The organism is Loktanella sp. S4079 (assembly GCF_000967725.1).
Taxonomy (GTDB): Bacteria; Pseudomonadota; Alphaproteobacteria; order Rhodobacterales; family Rhodobacteraceae; genus Yoonia.
The window spans coordinates 470,217-489,866 of record NZ_JXYE01000003.1 but is presented as its reverse complement, the minus strand read 5'-3'; the positions used below and the strand labels follow the sequence as shown (position 1 = coordinate 489,866).

Below are 19,650 nucleotides of genomic sequence, written 5' to 3'. Positions count from 1 at the left end.
CTCATGGGTTTTGATGTTGGTGGGATAGATGTTTCACGTGAAACATTCGATGATCTGAAGTCGTTTGAAGCACTGGTGCGCAAATGGACATCTAAAATTAACTTGATTTCGCCCTCGACTATTCCAGAAATTTGGGAACGTCATATCGTCGATTCAGCCCAAATCTATCAATATGCGCCAAAAAATTACGAAAAATGGGTCGATATTGGTAGTGGAGGCGGGTTTCCCGGTATCATAATGGCGATTGTTGGTAAGCATGCCAATCCCGATGCGGAATTTGTTTTGATCGAAAGCGACCTTCGAAAGGCTATGTTTCTTAGAACGGCAGCGCGGGAACTGGGATTACGGGCTAGCGTGATATCACAACGTATCGAAAACGCATCAGAGCAAGAGGCAGATGTAGTATCTGCTCGCGCTCTTTCCACTCTATCTACGCTCATTCCCTTTATTCAGCGCCATTCAAAAGACGATGGCAGAGCTATTTTACATAAAGGGAAAAAATCGCAGGCAGAAGTTGCCGATGCGCGGAAATACTGGCGCTTTGAACTTGAAGAATTCACAAGTTTAACCGATCTTGAAGGCCAAATACTTATCGTCAAAGGGATATCTCGTGTCAGTGAATGACTCTAAAATTATCGCTATCGCGAACCAAAAAGGCGGTGTTGGTAAGACCACAACCACAATTAACCTTGGCGCCGCACTCGCTGAGCGGAATAAAAAGGTTCTCTTGATTGATTTAGATCCCCAAGGAAACGCTTCGACGGGACTAGGTATAGAACAAGATCAGCGAGAAATCACAACATATGACCTGCTGTCAGGGGATGCGACCCTCAAAGAGGCGGCTTTGCCGACGACAGTTAAGAATCTTTCAATTATCCCGGCGACAACAGACCTAAGTTCTGCGGATCTAGAGCTGATTGATAACGAAAAACGCAGCTTTCTATTGCGCTATGTACTGCAAGAGGCGCGCAAGGATGTCGCCTACTACGACTATATATTGATCGACTGCCCGCCATCTCTCAACATATTGACCGTGAATGCGATGGTTGCTGCGCATTCCATTCTTGTCCCTCTGCAAAGTGAATTCTTTGCGCTTGAGGGGCTTTCGCAGCTGATTTTGACGGTGCGAGACGTACGGCAGACGGCAAATCCTGATCTGAGGATCGAAGGAATTGTTTTAACCATGTATGATCGACGGAATAATCTTTCTATTCAGGTCGAAGACGACGCACGCGAGAATATGGGCGACATGGTGTTCAAGACCGTGATTCCACGTAACGTTCGCTTGAGCGAAGCGCCATCGTTTGCGATGCCCGTGATCGAATACGATAGCATGTCCAAAGGTGCATTGGCCTATCGGTCATTAGCGAAAGAAGTCATCAATAAATCAAAAAAACAAAGGGCGTAGAGCATGGCAAACAATCCGAAAAAATCTCGTGGGTTAGGTCGCGGTTTGTCGGCGTTGATGTCTGATGTAACACCAGATGAAACGGGTACTGATGCGCCACGCCGCCCAGATTTGATGGTGCCAGTCGAACATGTTGTTCCAAACCCAGATCAGCCGCGCCGTACATTTGCCGAAGAAGCGCTTCAAGAATTGGCCTCTTCGATCGCTGAAAAGGGGATTATCCAGCCCCTTATCGTGCGAAAATCGCCTTCAAATTCTGACAATTATGAAATTGTTGCGGGTGAACGTCGCTGGCGTGCTGCTCAGATCGCGAAATTGCACGAAATTCCCGTTCTTTTGCGCGAATACACCGACACAGAGGTGCTCGAAGTCGCGATTATTGAGAATATTCAGCGTGCAGATCTAAATGCTGTGGATGAGGCGACTGGCTATCGTCAACTGATGGATCGCTTTGGCCACACTCAAGAACAGCTGGCGACCGCTTTGGGGAAAAGCCGTAGTCATATTGCAAATTTCCTGCGTCTGCTGAATCTGCCAAACGAAGTCTTGGATTACCTTGTTCAGGGGCAAATTTCGGCAGGTCATGCCCGTGCTTTGGTTGGCCATGATCGCGCGGTCGAAATCGCGCGTGAGATTATTCATCGTAATTTGTCAGTTCGCGAAACTGAAAAGCTGGCTAAGCAAGGGGGCGCAGCAAAGCCCAAAACAAAATCCGCGCCGAAACTCAAGAAAGACGCGGATACGATTCAAATCGAAAAGGAACTATCTGCCACGCTGCGGATGAAGGTTTCGATTGATCACAAAGACGGTGACGAAGGTGGTAAAATGACCATCGGCTACAAATCTTTGGACGAATTGGATGATCTTTTACGCGCTTTGTCGGGTGGTTAATCGACCAATAGCTCGCGCAATACAGCGTTTAGAACAGGCCGTCCTTCAGAAGTAAGCTGAAGACGGCCTTTTTCGATTTGAACCATACCAATTTCTTTTAAATTATTGATACTATTTTCAAATTCATCTGTCCGGCCCAACGGAAGCCGATCAAGTGCGACCCCCTCAAACACGCGCATTCCCATCAGCAACATTTCAGACTGTTGATCTTCTTTACTGAGCGAAACACGCGCCGCGTCACCGTTACCCGTATCATTCACTTGTGACAGCCATTTTCCAGGGGCGAGAGGTGCCTCGGTCGCAAGCTTTTGGCCGTTGATGGTCAGCCGTCCGTGTGCGCCAGGTCCAATGCCCGCGTAATCACCGTAGTTCCAATAGATCTTGTTGTGGATACTCTCGCAGCCGGGACGCGCATGATTTGATACCTCGTATCCGGCAAAACCGGCATCACCGCAGATTTGTTGGGTCAGGGCATACATGTCCGCTGCCACATCATCGTCGGGTAATCCACGTAATTTACCGGCGGCATAGCGGTCACCAAAGGCTGTGCCGTCTTCGATGGTGAGCTGATAAAGTGACAGGTGATCAATGGCCAAATCCAATGCTTGACCTAGTTCCTGTCGCCAAGTCTCTAAATCTTGGCCTTGGCGGGCGTAAATCAGGTCAAAACTAACGCGATCAAAGGTCTCTCTGGCCGTGCTGAAGGCCGTTAGCGCCTCTTTAGCGGTGTGAAGGCGACCTAGCGCACGTAAATCTCGGTCATTTAGCGCCTGAATTCCCATCGAAACACGGTTCACACCGGCTTGTCGGTACCCGACAAAGCGACCGGCCTCGACCGATGTTGGGTTTGCTTCGAGCGTAATTTCAATATCGTTCGCCATTGACCAGGTCGCGCGGACTTTTGATAGGATCGCGTCAACCAGATCAGGATCCATCATGCTGGGGGTGCCGCCACCGAAAAAAACGGAACGCAATATGCGCCCCTGCGTTTCTTCGCCGATCCGTTCTATCTCAGAGAGATATGCGCGCTGCCATGCCTGTTGATCAATGGACGAAACAACATGGCTGTTAAAGTCGCAGTAGGGGCATTTGGCCTGACAGAATGGCCAATGGATATACAGGCCAAAGCCCCCATTTTGCCAATCGTCAGCCAAAGCAACCTGCGACAAGTTTTTTGAACGCATCAGCGCGGTGGCTGATTTTGTTCTTTTCGTCTGGGTCCATTTCGCCAAAGGTAATGTCATAGCCGTTTGGCTGGAAAATCGGATCGTAACCGTGGCCTTGTTCGCCGCGCATAGGCCAGACAATTTGACCCGGCATTACACCTGCAAAGACCTCGTCGTGACCATCAGGCCAAGCCAAGACCAAGGTGCAGCAGAACCGCGCGGTGCGTGGGTATGGTGCTGAAACAGTCTCTAACTCGGCCCAAGTCCGTTCCATAGCCATTTTGAAATCGCGCCCATTAGGGGTTTCTGCCCAATCAGCGGTGTAGACCCCAGGCGCGCCGTTTAGCCCGTCAATTTCGATTCCGCTGTCATCGGCAAGCGCCGGGAGTCCCGTTGCTTTTGCAGCGGCATGCGCTTTGATCCGGGCATTGCCGACAAATGTAGTTTCGGTTTCTTCTGGTTCTGGAAGGCCGTGATCATGGTTTGACGTCAAAGTTACGCCATAAGGCCCCAAAAGGGCGATCATCTCTTCCAGTTTACCCTTGTTGTGGGTCGCGATGACCAGTTCTTTTCCGTCAAACCTACGCATTAGCTTACCGCCGCAATCTGCGCTGCCGTTAGCTCTGCGACGCCTTTTTCTGCCAGATCGAGCAAGGCATCCATTTGCGCACGTGTATAAGTGGAACCCTCGGCGGACATCTGTACTTCGATCAACTTACCACCGGTCATGACAAAGTTACCGTCAACGCCGGCTTCGCTATCCTCTGGGTAATCTAGGTCCAGCACCTCTTGTCCGGCGTAAATACCACAAGACACAGCGGCAACCGGATCAACCAAAGGATCGCTGATGATGTCGCCAGCTTTCATCAGCTTTTGTACAGCCAACTTTAACGCGACCCATCCTCCGGTGATAGACGCACAGCGTGTGCCGCCATCGGCTTGGATCACGTCACAATCCACAACAATCTGGCGTTCGCCCAAAGCAACCCGATCAACGCCTGCGCGTAGCGAACGGCCGATCAATCGTTGAATTTCTTGTGTACGGCCAGATTGACCGTTCTTCGCTTCGCGGCGCATTCGCGTATTTGTTGCACGTGGCAGCATCCCGTATTCCGCAGTGACCCAACCCAGACCAGAGTTTTTCAAAAACGGAGGCACGCGTTCATCAATTGTCGCTGTGCAGAGAACATGGGTGTTGCCGCATTTAATCAGGCAGGACCCTTCCGCATGCATGGTCACACCAGTTTCAATGGAAATTTCACGCATTTCGTTTGTTTGACGACCTGATGGGCGCATGGGTTTACTCCTTTTCATTGCAACGCCTCGATACGCTGCCCACATATGAAATCCAACCCCGATTGACGCGCGGTGTGACTTCGTTTTAATTGCGCAGCCTCTATCCGGAATACAAATGCCTGACCAGACACCCAATATCTCAGATATGAACGAACGTTCACGCGAAGTGTTTCGGCGCGTGGTCGAAGGCTATCTCGAAAGCGGGGCACCAGTAGGTTCGCGAACTTTGACACGTGACTTTTCGGAAAAAGTTAGCGCTGCGACCATCCGAAACGTGATGCAAGACCTCGAATACCTCGGCTTACTCGATAGCCCGCACGTGAGCGCGGGGCGCGTTCCAACGCAGCTTGGCTTGCGGATGTTTGTCGATGGCTTGCTAGAGGTCGGGGATCTAGATGGCAAAGATCGGCAGACAATCGATCAAACGCTCGGCGACAGTGACCGCGACGTTGCCTCTGTGTTGGATCAAGTCGGCCAAGCCCTATCGGGCGTGACCCAGGGTGCTAGTCTCGTTCTGACGCCCAAGCACGAGGCACCGATCAAGCATATTGATTTCGTCAGCCTATCACGCGACCGGGCCTTGGTGGTTTTGGTCTTTGCGGATGGCCACGTCGAAAACCGTATCTTTACACCACCTGCGGGCCAGACCCCTTCGTCGATGCGCGAGGCCGCGAATTTCCTAAATGCCATTGCGGCGGGGCATACTTTGTCTGAGCTAGGCAAAGTTGTTTCACGTGAAATTGCGGCGCGCCGCCAAGAAATTGATAGCCTCGCTGCGGACCTTGTCGAAAAGGGTTTTGCGCTTTGGGAAAACGAAGGTGAAACGACCGAACGTCTGATCGTGCGCGGGCGGGGCAATTTGCTGACTGACGGTGAAAACGAACAGGATCTCGCGCGGATCAGAAGCCTGTTTGACGACCTCGAACGCAAGCGAGATATCGCACAATTTCTGGATTTAGCCGAAGAAGGCGACGGCGTGCGCATTTTTATTGGCTCAGAGAACAAATTGTTCTCACTTTCGGGTTCCTCTCTGGTGGTTTCTCCTTATATGAACGCCGACCGTAAGATAATTGGCGCCGTGGGCGTCATTGGGCCGACTCGTCTGAACTATGGACGGATTGTCCCAATCGTGAACTATACCGCACAGTTGGTCGGAAAATTGATTTCCGATCGCTCCTAAAGGGAAAAATTGATGGCAGACAACGAAGAACAACTGCAAAGCCTTGATGAACTCGCTGCTGAAGGCGACGAAATGGATCTCGCTGCTGAGGCAGGTTTCGAAGAAATCGAAGCACTTCGTGCAGAGCGCGATGACATGAAAGACAAATTCATGCGTGCGCTCGCCGATGCCGAAAACATGCGCAAACGTGCAGACCGTGACCGTCGCGAGGCGGAAAACTATGGTGGTTCAAAATTGGCGCGTGATTTGCTGCCCGTTTATGACAACATGAACCGTGCTTTGCAGTCTGTTGAGGAATCCGAAGCAGAGGCAAACGCCGCCATCGTCGAAGGTGTTCAACTGACGATGCGTGAACTGCTGAGCGTGTTCAAAAAGCACGGGATTGAGCCAATCACCCCTGAAGTTGGCGAAAAATTCGATCCGCAACGCCACGAAGCCATGTTCGAAGCCCCAGTGCCCGGAACGAAGGCTGGCGAAATCATTCAGGTCGCCACTACTGGCTTTATGCTGCATGATCGCTTGCTGCGTGCTGCGCAGGTTGGTGTTTCTTCGACACCAGCGTCCTAATACTGCTATGTTTCACGTGTAACGGCGGGAAACGCCGTTACCACGACTAATCCGCACAGGATCAGTATAGCCCCAATCACGCTCTGCGTTGATAGGGGCTCTCCAACAAAAAATGTCGCGAGCAACCATGCTGTCACAGGTTCTGCTAGGGCCAGCGTGACCGCTGTTGATGCCGCGACTTGCGTTAAACCCCATGTGTAGAGCGCATAGGCAACGCCAGTTGCCACAAAGCCCAAGAAGACCAATCCTAGAATTGCCTGCCCGTCAATCCAGCCAAGCGGGACGAATGCCAATGCGGGTAGGGTTAGAATAGCTGCAACGCTAAATGTGGCGGCTGCGATAGTATTGGTGTGCGCGGCGGCTGTCAGTTGGCTGGTTGCTAGCGAATAGCAGGCGTAACAAGCGCCTGAACCAAGTGCGAGGATCACTCCAAAACTATTCCCACCTTCGGCACCACCCGCGAGACCTAGCAAAGCTACTCCAATAATTGATGCAGCCTGTCCGATCAGTCGCACGCGGTCGGGCAGTTTGCGTTGCGTGAGCGTTTCCCAAAGCGTCGCCCAGATAGGCGCGCTTCCGATTGTAATTGCCGTCCCCACACCGACCCCGGCGATTGCCACAGCGTAGAAGAATAGCAAATTATACCCGCCAATCGCCGCACCAGCGAGAAAAACACCGCGTTTCGGCAAGGTTGCAAACCCTGATCTACTCTGTGCATTTGCAAGGGCCAGGCTGATCAGGAAAATTGCACCAAATACAAGACGTAAGACACCAACCGCGAGCGGTTCTCGGTCAGCGGGTAAGACGGATTGAACTGTACCGGTTGTCCCCCAAAGCATCGCCGCCATTAGAACGGCCGCAACGCTAAGCAGCCGTTTCACAGCAAACCTCGCAATTCATAAACCAATGCCAGCGCATCGCGTGGTGTTAGCTCATCAGGGAGAATTTCCTTGAGACGCTCTTCGACCTCTGACTTTGCCGGGGCTGCGGTGGCAACTGGGGCAGGTGTGGCGGCAAAGAGTGGCAGGTCATCAATAACGGCCTTTTGATTACCGCCCTCGCGTTCACCTTTTTCTAACGCTTCAAGCACGACTTTCGCTCGATCCACCACAACTGGCGGAAGGCCTGCCAATCGCGCGACTTGTACACCGTAGCTTCGGTCGGCAGTCCCGCGTTTGACCTCGTGAAGAAAGATAACGTCGCCTTCCCATTCTTTGACCGTCACCGTGGCGTTATCGACCCCGTCCAATTTATCAGAGAGCTGCGCCATCTCGTGATAGTGCGTCGCAAACAGGGCGCGGCAACGGTTTACATCGTGCAGATGCTCCAAAGTGGCCCATGCAATCGACAAACCGTCATATGTCGCGGTTCCGCGCCCGATTTCATCAAGGATCACGAGTGCGCGGTCATCAGCTTGGTTCAGGATCGCCGCGGTTTCGACCATTTCGACCATAAATGTGGAACGCCCGCGCGCTAGATCATCCGACGCTCCGACGCGGCTGAATATTTGGCTGACAATACCGATATGCGCCTTAGTTGCTGGGACATAGCCGCCCATCTGCGCCAAAATCGCCAGTAGCGCATTTTGCCTTAGGAAGGTCGATTTACCAGCCATGTTCGGTCCGGTGAGCAGCCAGATTGGGGAATCCGTCAATCCACAGTCATTGGCGATAAAGGGCTCTCCGGCTTTTTGAAGCGCGGCCTCAACAACCGGATGGCGCCCGCCAGTGATTTCAAAGGCACGGCTTTCATCGACAATCGGACGCGTCCAGTTTTCAGCGACGGCCAAATGCGCCAAAGACCCCGCCAAATCGAATTCTGCTAGTGCCCGTGCCAAAGCTCCAAGTGACGCGGATTTTTCGATAATCGACTGAGTTAGGCTAGAGTAGAGGGTTTTTTCGATCTCAAGCGCCCGCCCACCGGCATTCAATATCCGAGTTTCGATCTCGGACAGTTCGACTGTCGTGAACCTGACTTGGTTCGCGGTGGTCTGCCGATGAATGAAGGTTTCATTTAATGGCGGTGCCATCATTTTATCGGCATGGGTTGCCGTCGTTTCGATGAAATAGCCAAGCACATTGTTGTGTTTAATTTTGAGCGACGAAATCCCGGTCATTTCAGCGAATTCCGCCTGCATTGCGGCGATGACTGATCTGCCTTCGTCACGCAATTTGCGCACTTCGTCGAGCTCTTCGTTAAATCCGGGCGCGATGAAGCCACCGTCACGCGACAGTAAAGGCGGTTCAGCCACCAGCGCATCATCCAAAAGCGCTAGTAATTCGTCGTGACCAGACAGATCCGTTGAGGCTTCGGCCAAAACCTCTGGTAGATCGTCACCCAAGACTGCACCGAGGGATTGCGCCTGTCCCAAAGTATTTCTGATTGCAGCCATATCGCGCGGGCCGCCACGATCCAGCGCAAGCCGGGACAAAGCCCGATCGAGGTCATGCACGCCACGCAGTTGATCACGGATATCTTCGGTCATGCGAGAATTTTTCGCGAGATATTCCACACTGTCTTGGCGCGCATGGATTACGGATAAATTACAAGATGGGGACGATAACCGCCGTTCCAACATACGCGCGCCGCCGGCTGTCATTGTGCGATCAATGCAATGTAGTAGCGAACCTTGTTTGCCGCCGTTCATGGCTTGGGTCAGTTCCAACGATCGCCGGGTTGCCGCATCAATCTGCATTGCAGCTGATTGACCTTCTTGGACAGGCGGGCGGAGCAGGGGCAAATTACCCTTTTGCGTGATATCAAGGTATTCTGCGACGGCGGACATTGCGGAAATCTCGACACGTGAAAACCCACCAAATGCGTCCAGCGATCCAACCTTGTACAAGGAACGGAGGCGTTTTTCGCCTGCGGTGCTATCGAATGCAGCAGCACCCAAAGTGGTCAGTGTCGCGCCATTTTCAGACACTATTCCAGCCCAATTTGCCTCGGAACCGTCTAGGACAATAACCTCTCGTGGGGTTAGTCGGGCTAGTTCTGGTCCCAAATTGACGCCAGCGCAGGGCATGACGTGAAAGGCCCCGGTCGAAATATCGACCCATGCCAACGCTGCCTCGTCGCGGATGACGGCATATGCGGCCAGAAAATTATGTCTGCGGGCATCAAGCAAGGAATCTTCGGTCAATGTGCCGGGTGTAACCAGCCGGACCACTTCGCGTTTAACGACGGCTTTGTAGCCGCGCTTCTTTGCTTCTGCCGGGCTTTCCATTTGTTCGCAAACAGCGACACGAAAACCCTTGCGGATGAGCGTTAAGAAATAGCTCTCGGCAGCATGATGGGGTACGCCACACATTGGGATGTCTTGATCGTCATGTTTACCACGCTTTGTCAGCGCGATGTCCAATGCTTCGGCGGCTGCAACTGCATCGTCAAAGAACATCTCATAGAAATCGCCCATACGGTAGAACAACAGTGCATCTGGGTGCGCTGCTTTGATTTCTAGATATTGCGCCATCATTGGCGTTACTGTGGATTTTTTGGTGCTCATCTATGCCCCCGCGTCATCAGCGCGACATTACCGAGCCAATGTTAGCGACGAAACCCCGAAATCAACCCGTTGCGGGTGCAATCCGTAAACCGTTATGACGGTCTGACTAACGAGAGGGATGATAATGGCCAAAGCAAAGATGACCCGCGAAGACGCGTTGCAATTTCACATGCAGCCAAATCCGGGCAAATGGGAAATTCAGGCGACTGTGCCGATGACAACGCAGCGCGATCTTTCGCTGGCCTATTCCCCAGGTGTTGCGATCCCTTGCGAAGAAATCGCGGCTGATCCGTCCACGGCCTATGACTACACCAACAAGGGCAACCTTGTGGCTGTTATTTCCAACGGTACTGCTGTTCTGGGGCTTGGAAACCTTGGTGCGCTGGGTGGCAAACCTGTAATGGAAGGCAAGGCGGTCTTGTTCAAACGCTTTGCTGACGTAAACTCGATCGATATCGAGCTGGACACCGAAGATCCCGACGCCTTTATCGACGCGGTTAAACTGATGGGGCCGACCTTTGGTGGTATCAACCTCGAAGATATCAAAGCGCCAGAGTGCTTTATCATCGAACAGCGCCTCAAAGAGGAAATGGATATTCCCGTTTTCCACGACGACCAGCATGGCACGGCGGTGATCTGTGCGGCTGGTTTGCTGAATGCGCTACATCTGTCGGGCAAGCAGATCGAAGATGTAAAAATCGTTCTGAACGGCGCAGGTGCTGCGGGTATCGCATGTCTTGAACTGCTCAAGTCGATGGGCGCAAAGCATGACAATTGCATTATGTGCGATACCAAAGGCGTGATTTATCAGGGCCGCACCGAAGGCATGAACCAGTGGAAATCGGCTCATGCTGCGAACACCGATGCACGTACTCTGGCCGAAGCCATGAAGGACTGTGATGTATTCTTGGGTGTCAGCGCCAAAGGGGCGGTGACTCAGGATATGGTGCTAAGCATGGCTCCAAACCCGGTGATTTTCGCTATGGCGAACCCTGATCCGGAAATCACCCCCGAAGAAGCACACGCCGTTCGCGAAGACGCTATCGTCGCTACGGGTCGTTCAGATTATCCGAACCAAGTGAACAACGTGCTGGGCTTCCCGTATTTGTTCCGCGGTGCGCTGGATATTCATGCTCGTGCAATCAACGACGAAATGAAGATCGCATGTGCCGAGGCCCTCGCTGCGCTCGCCCGTGAAGACGTTCCTGACGAAGTTGCAATGGCGTATGGCAAGAAACTGACCTTTGGTCGCGACTATATCATTCCGACACCGTTCGATCCGCGTTTGATCCACCGTATTCCAACGGCAGTAGCGCAGGCGGGGATGAAAACGGGTGTTGCTCGCCGTCCGATCATCGACATGGATGCCTATGAGGCGACATTGATGGGTCGTATGGACCCAACCGCGTCGATTTTGCGCAGCCTAAATGCGCGTGCACGCGCCAACCAATCCACTGTTGTTTTCGCCGAGGGTGACGATCCACGCGTTTTGCGGGCGGCCGTCATGTACCAACGATCCGGTCTTGGCAAAGCGCTGGTGGTTGGAAGAGAGGCGGATGTCGCTGAAAAGCTGACCGCAGAAGGTCTATCCGACGCCGTATCCGAACTGACGGTGGTGAACGCAGCGAACACAGAGCACCTTGATGCATACAAGCAATTTCTTGACCAACGATTGCAGCGTAAAGGATACGACGGCCAAGATATACACCGCTTGGCCGCGCGTGATCGACATGTTTTTGCGTCGCTTATGGTCGCACATGGACATGCGGACGGTATGGTCACCGGTGCGACACGCAAATCAGCCCACGTGCTAGAGCTGATAAACCACGTCTTTGATGCGCAGCCACATCAGGGTGCTGCAGGTGTTACCGCTGTCTTGCACAAAGGGCGCATTGTCCTGATCAGCGACACTTTGGTACATGAATGGCCTGACGAAGAAGACCTAGGCGACATTGCAGAACGCAGTGCCGCTGTTGCGCGTGCGCTGGGCTTGGAACCACGTGTCGCCTTTGTGTCGTTCTCGACATTTGGTTACCCAGTTTCCGAGCGAGCCGAGAAAATGCATACCGCAGCGACCGTTTTGGATGGTCGGAACGTCGATTTCGAATACGAAGGCGAGATGACTGTCGATGTGGCACTGAACGCCAAGGCGCAGGAAAACTATCCTTTCTCTCGTCTTAGCGGACCTGCGAATGTCTTGGTGGTGCCTGCACGACACTCGGCTTCGATTTCTGTGAAACTGATGCAGGAAATGGCAGGGGCGACAGTGATCGGTCCAATTTTGTCAGGCGTCGGGAAACCTGTGCAAATCTGCTCGACAGTTTCGACGGTGAACGACATTCTGAACATGGCAGTCATCGCAGCATGTAAGGTCGACTAATGACAATCTGGAACTTGGGTTCAATCAACGTTGATATCGTTTTTGCCGTGCCACACATTTTGGCGCCCGGTGAAACTTTGGCGTCGACTGGGCGCCAAGTTTTCTTGGGCGGAAAAGGTGCCAATATGTCGGTTGCCGCAGCACGTGCTGCGGCCCGCGTGAATCATATCGGTGCGGTTGGTCACGATGGTAAGTGGGCGGCCGAAAGGTTGCTCGAATATGGCGTAGATACGCGCAATATCGCCTTGTTAGACACTGATACTGCCCAAGCGATTATCATGGTAGACCCCGATGGGGAAAACGCGATTATCCTGCATCCCGGAGCCAACGTCGAAATCCCGCAAGCGTCATTGCAGACAGCAATGGCCGAGGCGGAAACTGGTGATTGGTTGGTTATTCAGAATGAAACGAACCTCCAACGTACGGCTGCTAGCCTTGGCAAAAAGATGGGGCTCAAGGTTGCCTATGCCGCGGCCCCATTTGATGCCGAACGTGTGATGGCGGTTCTGCCACACCTCGATTTTCTGATCTTGAACGCGGTCGAGGCTGAACAGTTAGCTGTCGCAACCGGGAAATCGCCAGCGGATTTACCTGTGCGGGATATCATCGTGACATTGGGTGCCGATGGCGCGGATTGGTACGGTTTGAACGGAAAACAGCATTTCGACGCGATCGATGTTGATCCCGTTGATACCACTGGGGCAGGTGACACCTTTACCGGCTATGTTTTGGCAGGCCTAGATCGCGGTATGACGATGGAAGACGCGATAAATCAGGCGACCAAAGCTAGCGCACTGATGGTCACACGGCATGGCACAGCTGATGTCATTCCGGATTTGTCCGAGGTTCTGGCCTTTACGCCTTAATTTACAAAAGGCGCAGCATTTCCCCAAAGTTCCGCCACACGCTGATCGCGGCCACAGGCGTCGCGGTAAAATGCGTAGGCTTCGGACTGTCGTTTTGGTCCACGGCGGGTCAAAACGATCGAGCGACCTTTGTAGTAATCCTGATGATACGCCTCGGCCGGATAAAAGGTGCTAGATTGCAAAATCGGGGTCACAATTGTCTGTCCTAAATCACGCTGAGCGGTTGTTTTGGCTGCTTGCGCTGATGCGTTTTCCGCTGTGTTAGAGACGAAAATTGCTGTGCGATAGCTATTCCCACGATCACAGAATTGACCACCTGCATCAGTTGGATCAATGGACCGGAAAAACAGGTTTAATAGCTGATCATAGCTCAGAACGTCTGCGTCATAGGTGATTTGTACGGCTTCGTAATGGCCCGAACCCTTTAGCGTATCATAGGTGGGGTTCGTTGTTTGCCCGCCCGTGTAGCCCGACACAGCCTCGATCACGCCGTTCACTTTTTCAAAGTCGCTTTCGACACACCAGAAACATCCGCCAGCGACGGTTGCCGTCTGGATATCTTCTGCGACGGAAACTGTGGGCAGGGCGAATAGGGCAGCAATCAGGGTTCTAAACATGGGCAGGTCCTCCTTTGCTTATCCTTGGTCGTGCATAACAAATACGCAACGCACGGCGTCGTGATCTCACGCGGTGTTTATCGCTTGGAACATTTCGAACTCTGTCCTAGCGTCCAATCAAAGGAGCGCGAAATGACCGAAGTGACCACCCACCAAGCCGAAGAAGACGCCCGCAACGAGGAAATCCTGATCTATCTGAATGGTCGGATCGTTCCCAAAGCGCAGGCCGTTGTCAGCGTTTATGATTCTGGTTTCATGCTGGGCGATGGAGTTTGGGAAGGGCTGCGCTTGTATGACGGCAAATGGGCGTTTCTGGACGAACATATTGACCGCCTTTTTGAGGCGGCAAAAGCCATTGATCTTGATCTCGGGATGGATCGTAAATCTGTGATTTCGGCTTTGTTAGAGACACAAAATGCCAATGAAATGACCACAGACGCCCACGCGCGTCTGATGGTTACACGTGGCACCAAGGTCCGACCATTTCAGCACCCCAGTTTGTCGCAATCTGGGCCGACCTTCACCATTATCATGGAACATTCCAAACCTCAGATTCCGCGCCCTATCACGCTGGCGACCGTTCCACATTTGCGCGGTCTGCCAATGACACAGGACCCAAAACTGAACAGCCACTCCAAGCTGAATTGTATCCTTGCGTGCATTGCCGCGCAAAAAGCTGGTGCGGACGAGGCGCTGATGCTTGATGTGCATGGGTTTGTGAATACGACCAACGCTTGTAACTTTTTCATTGTGAAGAAGGGTGCAGTTTGGACCAGCACTGGCGACTACTGTATGAATGGGATCACGCGGCAAAAGGTGATCGACCTGTGCCGCGCGAACGATATTCCGGTATTTGAACGGAATTTCAGTCTCGTCGATACTTATTCCGCAGAAGAGGCATTCTTGACTGGAACCTTCGGGGCGCAGACCCCCGTGGGCAGCATTGACGGCAGAGTAATTGGAACCGGTGAATTGGGGCCGGTCACAACGCGGCTGCGCGAACTTTACAAAGAACTGGTGGTGAATTCATGAAAATTGCGATGTGGTCCGGGCCGCGAAATCTTTCGACGGCGATGATGTACAGCTTTGGGAACCGTGCCGATTGTGCCGTTTGGGATGAACCGTTTTATGCGCCGTATCTTGAAGCGACCGGTATTGATCATCCAATGCGCGATCAAGTTTTGGCCGCACATGAGACGGACCCAAAGAAAGTTTCGGCACGAATAACAGAGTCTAACTCAGGGGAAAGACCTCATTTTTACATGAAACACATGCCACATCATATGGTCAAAGGAATGCCGATGGACTGGGCACAGGACTGCGTGAACGTCCACCTCATTCGCCATCCGGCGCGGGTCATTGCTTCTTATGGTGTGAAACGTTCTGAAATGACGTTCGAAGATATCGGCTTTGCCCAGCAAGTCGCGCTTTATGATCAAATCGGTGGCCACGTTATCGACAGTGCCGACATCCGAGAAAACCCAGAGAAAATGCTGACCAAGTTGTGTCAGGCTATTGGATTAGAATTTGATCCCGCAATGCTGAGTTGGGAAAAAGGCGCCAGAGCCGAAGACGGCATTTGGGCAAGCCATTGGTACAACGCTGTCCATCAGAGCACAGGTTTCGCCAGCGCCGAGGGCCCGTTACCAGAACTAGAAGGCGACGCCGCCTCGCTTTGTGCAAAGGCGTTACCGTATTACGAAAAAATGGCCCGGCAAAAGCTATGACTTCAGCAGTTGCCCCAATTTCATCGCAACACCCATATCGCCGGATACTTTGATTTTGCCCATGGCAAAGGCGGTCATGGGATTTAGGTCGCCCTTGATAAGTTTTGCCAGATTGCTGTCAGAAATATGAATTGTGCAATCAGCAGGCAGATCGGCCAATTCGGCCTTTTGATCAATGAGGGTAATTGCACCGCTATCTTTGCAATCGAATTTGATTACTTTGTCCAAAGTAAACTTGTCTAACCCACGCTGCATTTTGGCTGCGATTTCAACTAGGGACATGATGGCTCCTGCAATTTTCGGTATTCTTTAACTATCCTGCTCGTTTGTTGCACGTCTATTTGAACGTTACGGCGCAATTTTCATGGGACGGAAAGTCTGGCTCGCTTTGGATGGAAATGCTAGTTTCAGAGATATTGTTTATACATTTTGGATCATCTGATGAAATCAACCCGTCTTGATGGTGACGCAACAACCCCGGAAGCCGCCACTATTTCGTTCACCTCTCGCTTGATGACTTTAACCAATTGGGGTCGGGTCATTGCCGTTGTGGCCGCGATCCAATTCGTTGTGTTTGGCACGCAAAACCTCGGAACAGATTACTTTGCGTTTCTCTTGGTTGTTGCGGGCCTGCTCTGCTTGTCTGTCAACGAATGGGCTATACGAATGCAACAGCGATTGCTCCTTCCGCATTTAGTCGAGCTACTTGGGCTAACCTATCAGCAGCGCGCAACCCCTTTCATGAAAGCGCTTCCTCGGCGATTGCTACCGTGGTTTGCGCGCAGGCGCGCTATGCACGAGATCACTGGGCGTATCGGTGGCAACGAGGTTTCTTTTGCCGAGATTCGAATCCGAACGTGGGGCAAGAGATCTAAGGTTTTGTTTAATGGCCTTGTTCTTAAGTTTCAGAACACCGTTCCCATGCCTGCATTTTTCTTTGCATCAGACAGGCTCACAGAAGATCACCTATCTAGTAGGGTCAAGCTCGATGTGCGCAATCTTGTACGTGTCGACTCTGCGAACCGTTGGACGGGTGAAGGTTACGGCGTTTGGATGAGTAATGAAGGTGCGCGTGATATTCATCCGGCATTGCGGCCTGTAATTGAGGCACTTGTCGAACCTGAGCAAGCGATAGGATCAGATGCACAGATTTTCTCCGCGACGAGCAACGGAGAAGTCATGCATATCGCGATTACATATCCGAGGAAGCTTTTCCGGATTGGCGGGCTCATTGCTACCAATGCTCGGATCATGGCAGGCGTTCAGCGAGCTAACGAGGACCTACGCATCCCGTTCTTGCTGGTTGAAAAGTTGCTCAAGGCAGAAGCACGGGTGCTAGAGGACTATGCCGAATAGTAAAGAAAAAGCCGCGCGAATGACTGCGCGGCTTAATTTTTTTAATGGCTTTGAAACCTTAGAATTTGCGGTTTCTTGCGGCCAGTAGCTTCAAACGCAGCGCGTTCAGCTGGATAAAGCCTTGTGCGTCCGACTGGTCGTAGGCGCCTGCGTCTTCCTCGAATGTCACGTGGGCCTCGGAATATAGGCTGTGGTCTGACCAGCGTGCTGTGGTGTTGACCGAACCTTTGTAGAGTTTCAGGCGCACAGTACCGGTGACATGCTCTTGTGACTTGTCGATGGCAGCTTGCAGCATCTCACGCTCTGGCGAATACCAGAAACCGTTGTAGATCAGTTCTGCGTAGCGCGGCATCAGGCTGTCTTTGAGGTGGCCAGCGCCGGAATCAAGCGTGATCTGCTCGATGCCACGGTGTGCCTCGAGCAGGATCGTTCCGCCGGGTGTTTCATAGATGCCGCGGGATTTCATGCCGACAAAGCGGTTTTCAACAAAATCCAAACGGCCGATGCCGTGTTTACGCCCATATTCGTTGAGCGCGGTCAGGATAGTCGCGGGCGACATTTTTTCGCCATTGATCGCGACGGCATCACCTTTTTCGAATTCGACTTCGATGAACTCGGGCGTATCAGGCGCGTCTTCTGGGTTCACCGTGCGCTGGTAAACATAGTCTGGTGCTTCTTCGCCCGGGTTTTCCAGAACTTTACCTTCGGATGACGTATGCAGCAGGTTAGCATCGACGCTAAATGGTGCCTCGCCACGTTTGTCCTTGGCAATCGGGATTTGGTTCTTTTCAGCGAACTCAAGTAGTTTGGTCCGCGATGACAGATCCCATTCACGCCAAGGCGCGATAACTTTGATATCGGGGTTCAATGCGTAGGCAGACAGTTCAAAGCGAACCTGATCGTTGCCCTTACCGGTTGCACCGTGTGATACAGCGTCGGCACCAGTTTCGGCAGCGATTTCGACCAGCCGCTTTGAAATCAGCGGACGAGCGATTGATGTGCCCAGCAGGTACAGACCTTCGTATAGCGCGTTGGCGCGGAACATCGGGAAAACGAAATCGCGTACAAATTCTTCACGGATGTCTTCGATGTAGATATTCTCGGGTTTGATCCCCAGAAGTTCAGCTTTTTGGCGGGCAGGTTCGAGCTCTTCGCCCTGGCCAAGATCAGCCGTGAAGGTAACAACCTCGCATCCGTATTCTGTCTGAAGCCACTTCAGAATGATCGACGTATCGAGGCCACCGGAATAGGCGAGAACAACTTTTTTAGGGGCAGTCATACGAGGGGCCTTTTTGCTGATGTATTTAGCTTCGCGCGATAACCGTTTTCTGCAGATAGAGCAAGGATTGCCCCGTTGACGCGTGGTTTGCCCCATGCAACCAAGCCCACAGTGACACAAAAAGGAATTTGTAGATGGCTTTTCAGATTATACGACATGCGTTTGCCATGATTTTTGGCAACTTGGGGCAAGCACTGCGGGTGTCCGTAGGGCCTTATGCTCTCATGATTGCTATCTATTTTATCGCGTTTCGTGTGTCCGGTGTGTGGGAAGCGATCAATCAGATATCGATGGGTGGACGGTTCGAGCAAGGGCAGTTTGACCCGTCCGGGGGTACCATTATTCTGACGGCGGCAGTTTTGCTGTTCACCACGCTTTTTGTAACGGCATGGTTTGCGGTTTCTTGGCATCGATTCATCTTGCTCGAGGAATACAGCGGCTTGCTTCCTGCCGTGTCTGGTCGACCGATCAACGCGTATATTTTCCGCACTTTGCTGTGCGGATTAATCTTGGTGGGCGCGGCAATCGCCGGTTTGCTGATTATTTCTGCGGTGAGTGCCGTTTCGGGCGGATTGTCTGCAATCTTAGGGATCGCGTTAACGGTTGTGCTGTCAGTCGTTTGGTTCCGTATTGGGGTTTCATTGCCATCTGTTGCAGTGGGCAAACCTGTTAAGGTTTCAGAGGCATGGCAGGCCACCGCGCCGCTGAACGGCACGATTTTCGGTATCGTGGCGATCATTGTGATCATTAACCTTGTTGCAGGCCTCGCGGTGCAAGGGCTGTACCAAGTTGGTCCGATCTTGGGGTCACTTGTCGATATCTGCGTACAATGGGTGACGCTGTTGATCGGTGTCAGTGTTCTGACAACCCTCTATGGTCATGTCATCGAGGGCCGCGCGCTAATTGATTAAGCTGGCCAAAAATGCGGCGTCGCCTTCGTTGGCGATTGCGTGCAGGGCTTCTTGTGGTGGTAACCAAACGGCAGTGTGACCTGGTTCTCTTGGTGGGCCATGGGGCCGTACGGGGCGGGCCAGATAGATGTGGCAAATCTTTTCGGCGTTGATGTCATATTCAGGCATATAGACAAAACGCCGGAACGCACCGATGCGCAGGGGGCGGGCGATGCGCCAACCTGTTTCTTCGAACACTTCGCGGTGAAGCGCCTGAACAGGGCTTTCGCCCGGATCGATCCCACCACCGGGCAGCTGGTGTTCGAAGTGCGGGGCGGCTTGATAGGTCACTAGAATTTTCCCGTCGCGCGGCAAAATTGCATAGGCACCGGGGCGCAGCGTGTATTTATGGCCCTTTTTTGGGCTGTCACCATAGCGTTTCATTGCCTTACCCCCTTGGACCTTGGCTTGCTCTGCCTATATAGGCGCGGTATGCCAATTCCTGACATGTAAGGAAAGACC

General features: G+C 52.5%; 20 protein-coding genes. 11 read left to right on the top strand and 9 right to left on the bottom strand.

The window, feature by feature from the left end; translation table 11 throughout:
- Nucleotides 1–3: 3 nt before the first annotated feature.
- The 3 genes from rsmG to TW80_RS11660 are packed head-to-tail and all read left to right on the top strand — an operon-like array spanning nt 4 to nt 2,299.
- Nucleotides 4–624 (top strand): 16S rRNA (guanine(527)-N(7))-methyltransferase RsmG, encoded by a 621-nt coding sequence (gene rsmG / locus TW80_RS11670; RefSeq protein WP_045997553.1) that lies wholly within the window; start codon nt 4–6, stop codon nt 622–624.
- Complete coding sequence (locus tag TW80_RS11665) at nt 611–1,408, top strand: ParA family protein (protein WP_045997552.1); 798 nt, start codon at nt 611–613, stop codon at nt 1,406–1,408. The genes rsmG and TW80_RS11665 overlap by 14 nt, the downstream gene beginning before the upstream one ends.
- Before the next feature lie 3 nt (nt 1,409–1,411).
- Nucleotides 1,412–2,299, top strand: a complete 888-nt coding sequence (locus TW80_RS11660; RefSeq protein WP_045997551.1) for a ParB/RepB/Spo0J family partition protein — start codon at nt 1,412–1,414, stop codon at nt 2,297–2,299.
- On the opposite strand, the gene hemW is transcribed toward TW80_RS11660, so the two are convergent.
- From hemW to rph, 3 genes are read right to left on the bottom strand one after another with little or no spacing between them, the layout of a single operon-like run.
- Nucleotides 2,296–3,483: a radical SAM family heme chaperone HemW gene (hemW, locus tag TW80_RS11655; RefSeq protein WP_045997550.1), complete on the bottom strand. Its 1,188-nt coding sequence runs from the start codon at nt 3,481–3,483 to the stop codon at nt 2,296–2,298. The genes TW80_RS11660 and hemW overlap by 4 nt on opposite strands.
- Nucleotides 3,446–4,054 carry an RdgB/HAM1 family non-canonical purine NTP pyrophosphatase gene (gene rdgB / locus TW80_RS11650; RefSeq protein ID WP_045997549.1) on the bottom strand — a complete coding sequence of 203 codons (609 nt, stop codon included), beginning with the start codon at nt 4,052–4,054 and terminating at the stop codon, nt 3,446–3,448. Before rdgB ends, hemW begins: the two co-directional genes overlap by 38 nt.
- The gene (rph, locus tag TW80_RS11645; protein ID WP_045997548.1) at nt 4,054–4,761 is read right to left on the bottom strand and encodes a ribonuclease PH; all 708 of its coding nucleotides are present in this window, start codon (nt 4,759–4,761) and stop codon (nt 4,054–4,056) included. Before rph ends, rdgB begins: the two co-directional genes overlap by 1 nt.
- A 115-nt stretch (nt 4,762–4,876) precedes the next feature.
- Here rph and hrcA point away from each other — a divergent pair, with 115 nt between their 5' ends.
- The gene (gene hrcA, locus TW80_RS11640) at nt 4,877–5,941 is read left to right on the top strand and encodes a heat-inducible transcriptional repressor HrcA (protein WP_045997547.1); all 1,065 of its coding nucleotides are present in this window, start codon (nt 4,877–4,879) and stop codon (nt 5,939–5,941) included.
- A 12-nt stretch (nt 5,942–5,953) separates the two neighbouring features.
- On the top strand, nt 5,954–6,508 hold the full coding sequence (locus tag TW80_RS11635; protein ID WP_045997546.1) for a nucleotide exchange factor GrpE: 555 nt from the start codon (nt 5,954–5,956) through the stop codon (nt 6,506–6,508).
- Between the two features lie 5 nt (nt 6,509–6,513).
- On the opposite strand, the gene TW80_RS11630 is transcribed toward TW80_RS11635, so the two are convergent.
- A complete protein-coding gene (locus TW80_RS11630) occupies nt 6,514–7,389 on the bottom strand; it encodes a DMT family transporter (protein ID WP_239450537.1) in 876 nt (291 codons plus the stop codon).
- Entirely contained in the window at nt 7,386–10,013 is a 2,628-nt protein-coding gene (gene mutS, locus TW80_RS11625) for a DNA mismatch repair protein MutS (protein WP_045997544.1), read from the bottom strand. Before mutS ends, TW80_RS11630 begins: the two co-directional genes overlap by 4 nt.
- Nucleotides 10,014–10,137: 124 nt before the next feature.
- Here mutS and TW80_RS11620 point away from each other — a divergent pair, with 124 nt between their 5' ends.
- Complete coding sequence (locus tag TW80_RS11620; protein WP_045997543.1) at nt 10,138–12,393, top strand: NADP-dependent malic enzyme; 2,256 nt, start codon at nt 10,138–10,140, stop codon at nt 12,391–12,393.
- The gene (locus TW80_RS11615; protein ID WP_045997542.1) at nt 12,393–13,259 is read left to right on the top strand and encodes a ribokinase; all 867 of its coding nucleotides are present in this window, start codon (nt 12,393–12,395) and stop codon (nt 13,257–13,259) included. Before TW80_RS11620 ends, TW80_RS11615 begins: the two co-directional genes overlap by 1 nt.
- Here the strand turns inward: TW80_RS11615 and msrA are convergent.
- Nucleotides 13,256–13,876, bottom strand: a complete 621-nt coding sequence (gene msrA / locus TW80_RS11610; RefSeq protein WP_045997541.1) for a peptide-methionine (S)-S-oxide reductase MsrA — start codon at nt 13,874–13,876, stop codon at nt 13,256–13,258. The two genes, TW80_RS11615 and msrA, sit on opposite strands and share 4 nt — an antisense overlap.
- 132 nt (nt 13,877–14,008) lie before the next feature.
- Here msrA and TW80_RS11605 point away from each other — a divergent pair, with 132 nt between their 5' ends.
- Both TW80_RS11605 and TW80_RS11600 read left to right on the top strand, forming a co-directional pair.
- The gene (locus TW80_RS11605; RefSeq protein WP_045997540.1) at nt 14,009–14,908 is read left to right on the top strand and encodes a D-amino acid aminotransferase; all 900 of its coding nucleotides are present in this window, start codon (nt 14,009–14,011) and stop codon (nt 14,906–14,908) included.
- Complete coding sequence (locus TW80_RS11600; RefSeq protein WP_045997539.1) at nt 14,905–15,603, top strand: sulfotransferase-like domain-containing protein; 699 nt, start codon at nt 14,905–14,907, stop codon at nt 15,601–15,603. Before TW80_RS11605 ends, TW80_RS11600 begins: the two co-directional genes overlap by 4 nt.
- Here the strand turns inward: TW80_RS11600 and TW80_RS11595 are convergent.
- Nucleotides 15,598–15,885: an SCP2 sterol-binding domain-containing protein gene (locus TW80_RS11595; RefSeq protein ID WP_045997538.1), complete on the bottom strand. Its 288-nt coding sequence runs from the start codon at nt 15,883–15,885 to the stop codon at nt 15,598–15,600. The genes TW80_RS11600 and TW80_RS11595 overlap by 6 nt on opposite strands.
- A gap of 159 nt (nt 15,886–16,044) precedes the next feature.
- Here TW80_RS11595 and TW80_RS11590 point away from each other — a divergent pair, with 159 nt between their 5' ends.
- Nucleotides 16,045–16,959, top strand: a complete 915-nt coding sequence (locus TW80_RS11590) for a hypothetical protein (protein ID WP_157033253.1) — start codon at nt 16,045–16,047, stop codon at nt 16,957–16,959.
- Between the two features lie 58 nt (nt 16,960–17,017).
- Here the strand turns inward: TW80_RS11590 and TW80_RS11585 are convergent, their stop codons facing one another.
- Nucleotides 17,018–18,238, bottom strand: a complete 1,221-nt coding sequence (locus tag TW80_RS11585; RefSeq protein ID WP_045997536.1) for an argininosuccinate synthase — start codon at nt 18,236–18,238, stop codon at nt 17,018–17,020.
- A 134-nt stretch (nt 18,239–18,372) separates the two neighbouring features.
- Between TW80_RS11585 and TW80_RS11580 the strand changes: the two genes are divergently transcribed.
- On the top strand, nt 18,373–19,149 hold the full coding sequence (locus TW80_RS11580) for a hypothetical protein (protein ID WP_045997535.1): 777 nt from the start codon (nt 18,373–18,375) through the stop codon (nt 19,147–19,149).
- Here the strand turns inward: TW80_RS11580 and TW80_RS11575 are convergent.
- Complete coding sequence (locus TW80_RS11575) at nt 19,138–19,572, bottom strand: NUDIX hydrolase (protein ID WP_045997534.1); 435 nt, start codon at nt 19,570–19,572, stop codon at nt 19,138–19,140. The genes TW80_RS11580 and TW80_RS11575 overlap by 12 nt on opposite strands.
- Between the last annotated feature and the right edge of the window lie 78 nt (nt 19,573–19,650).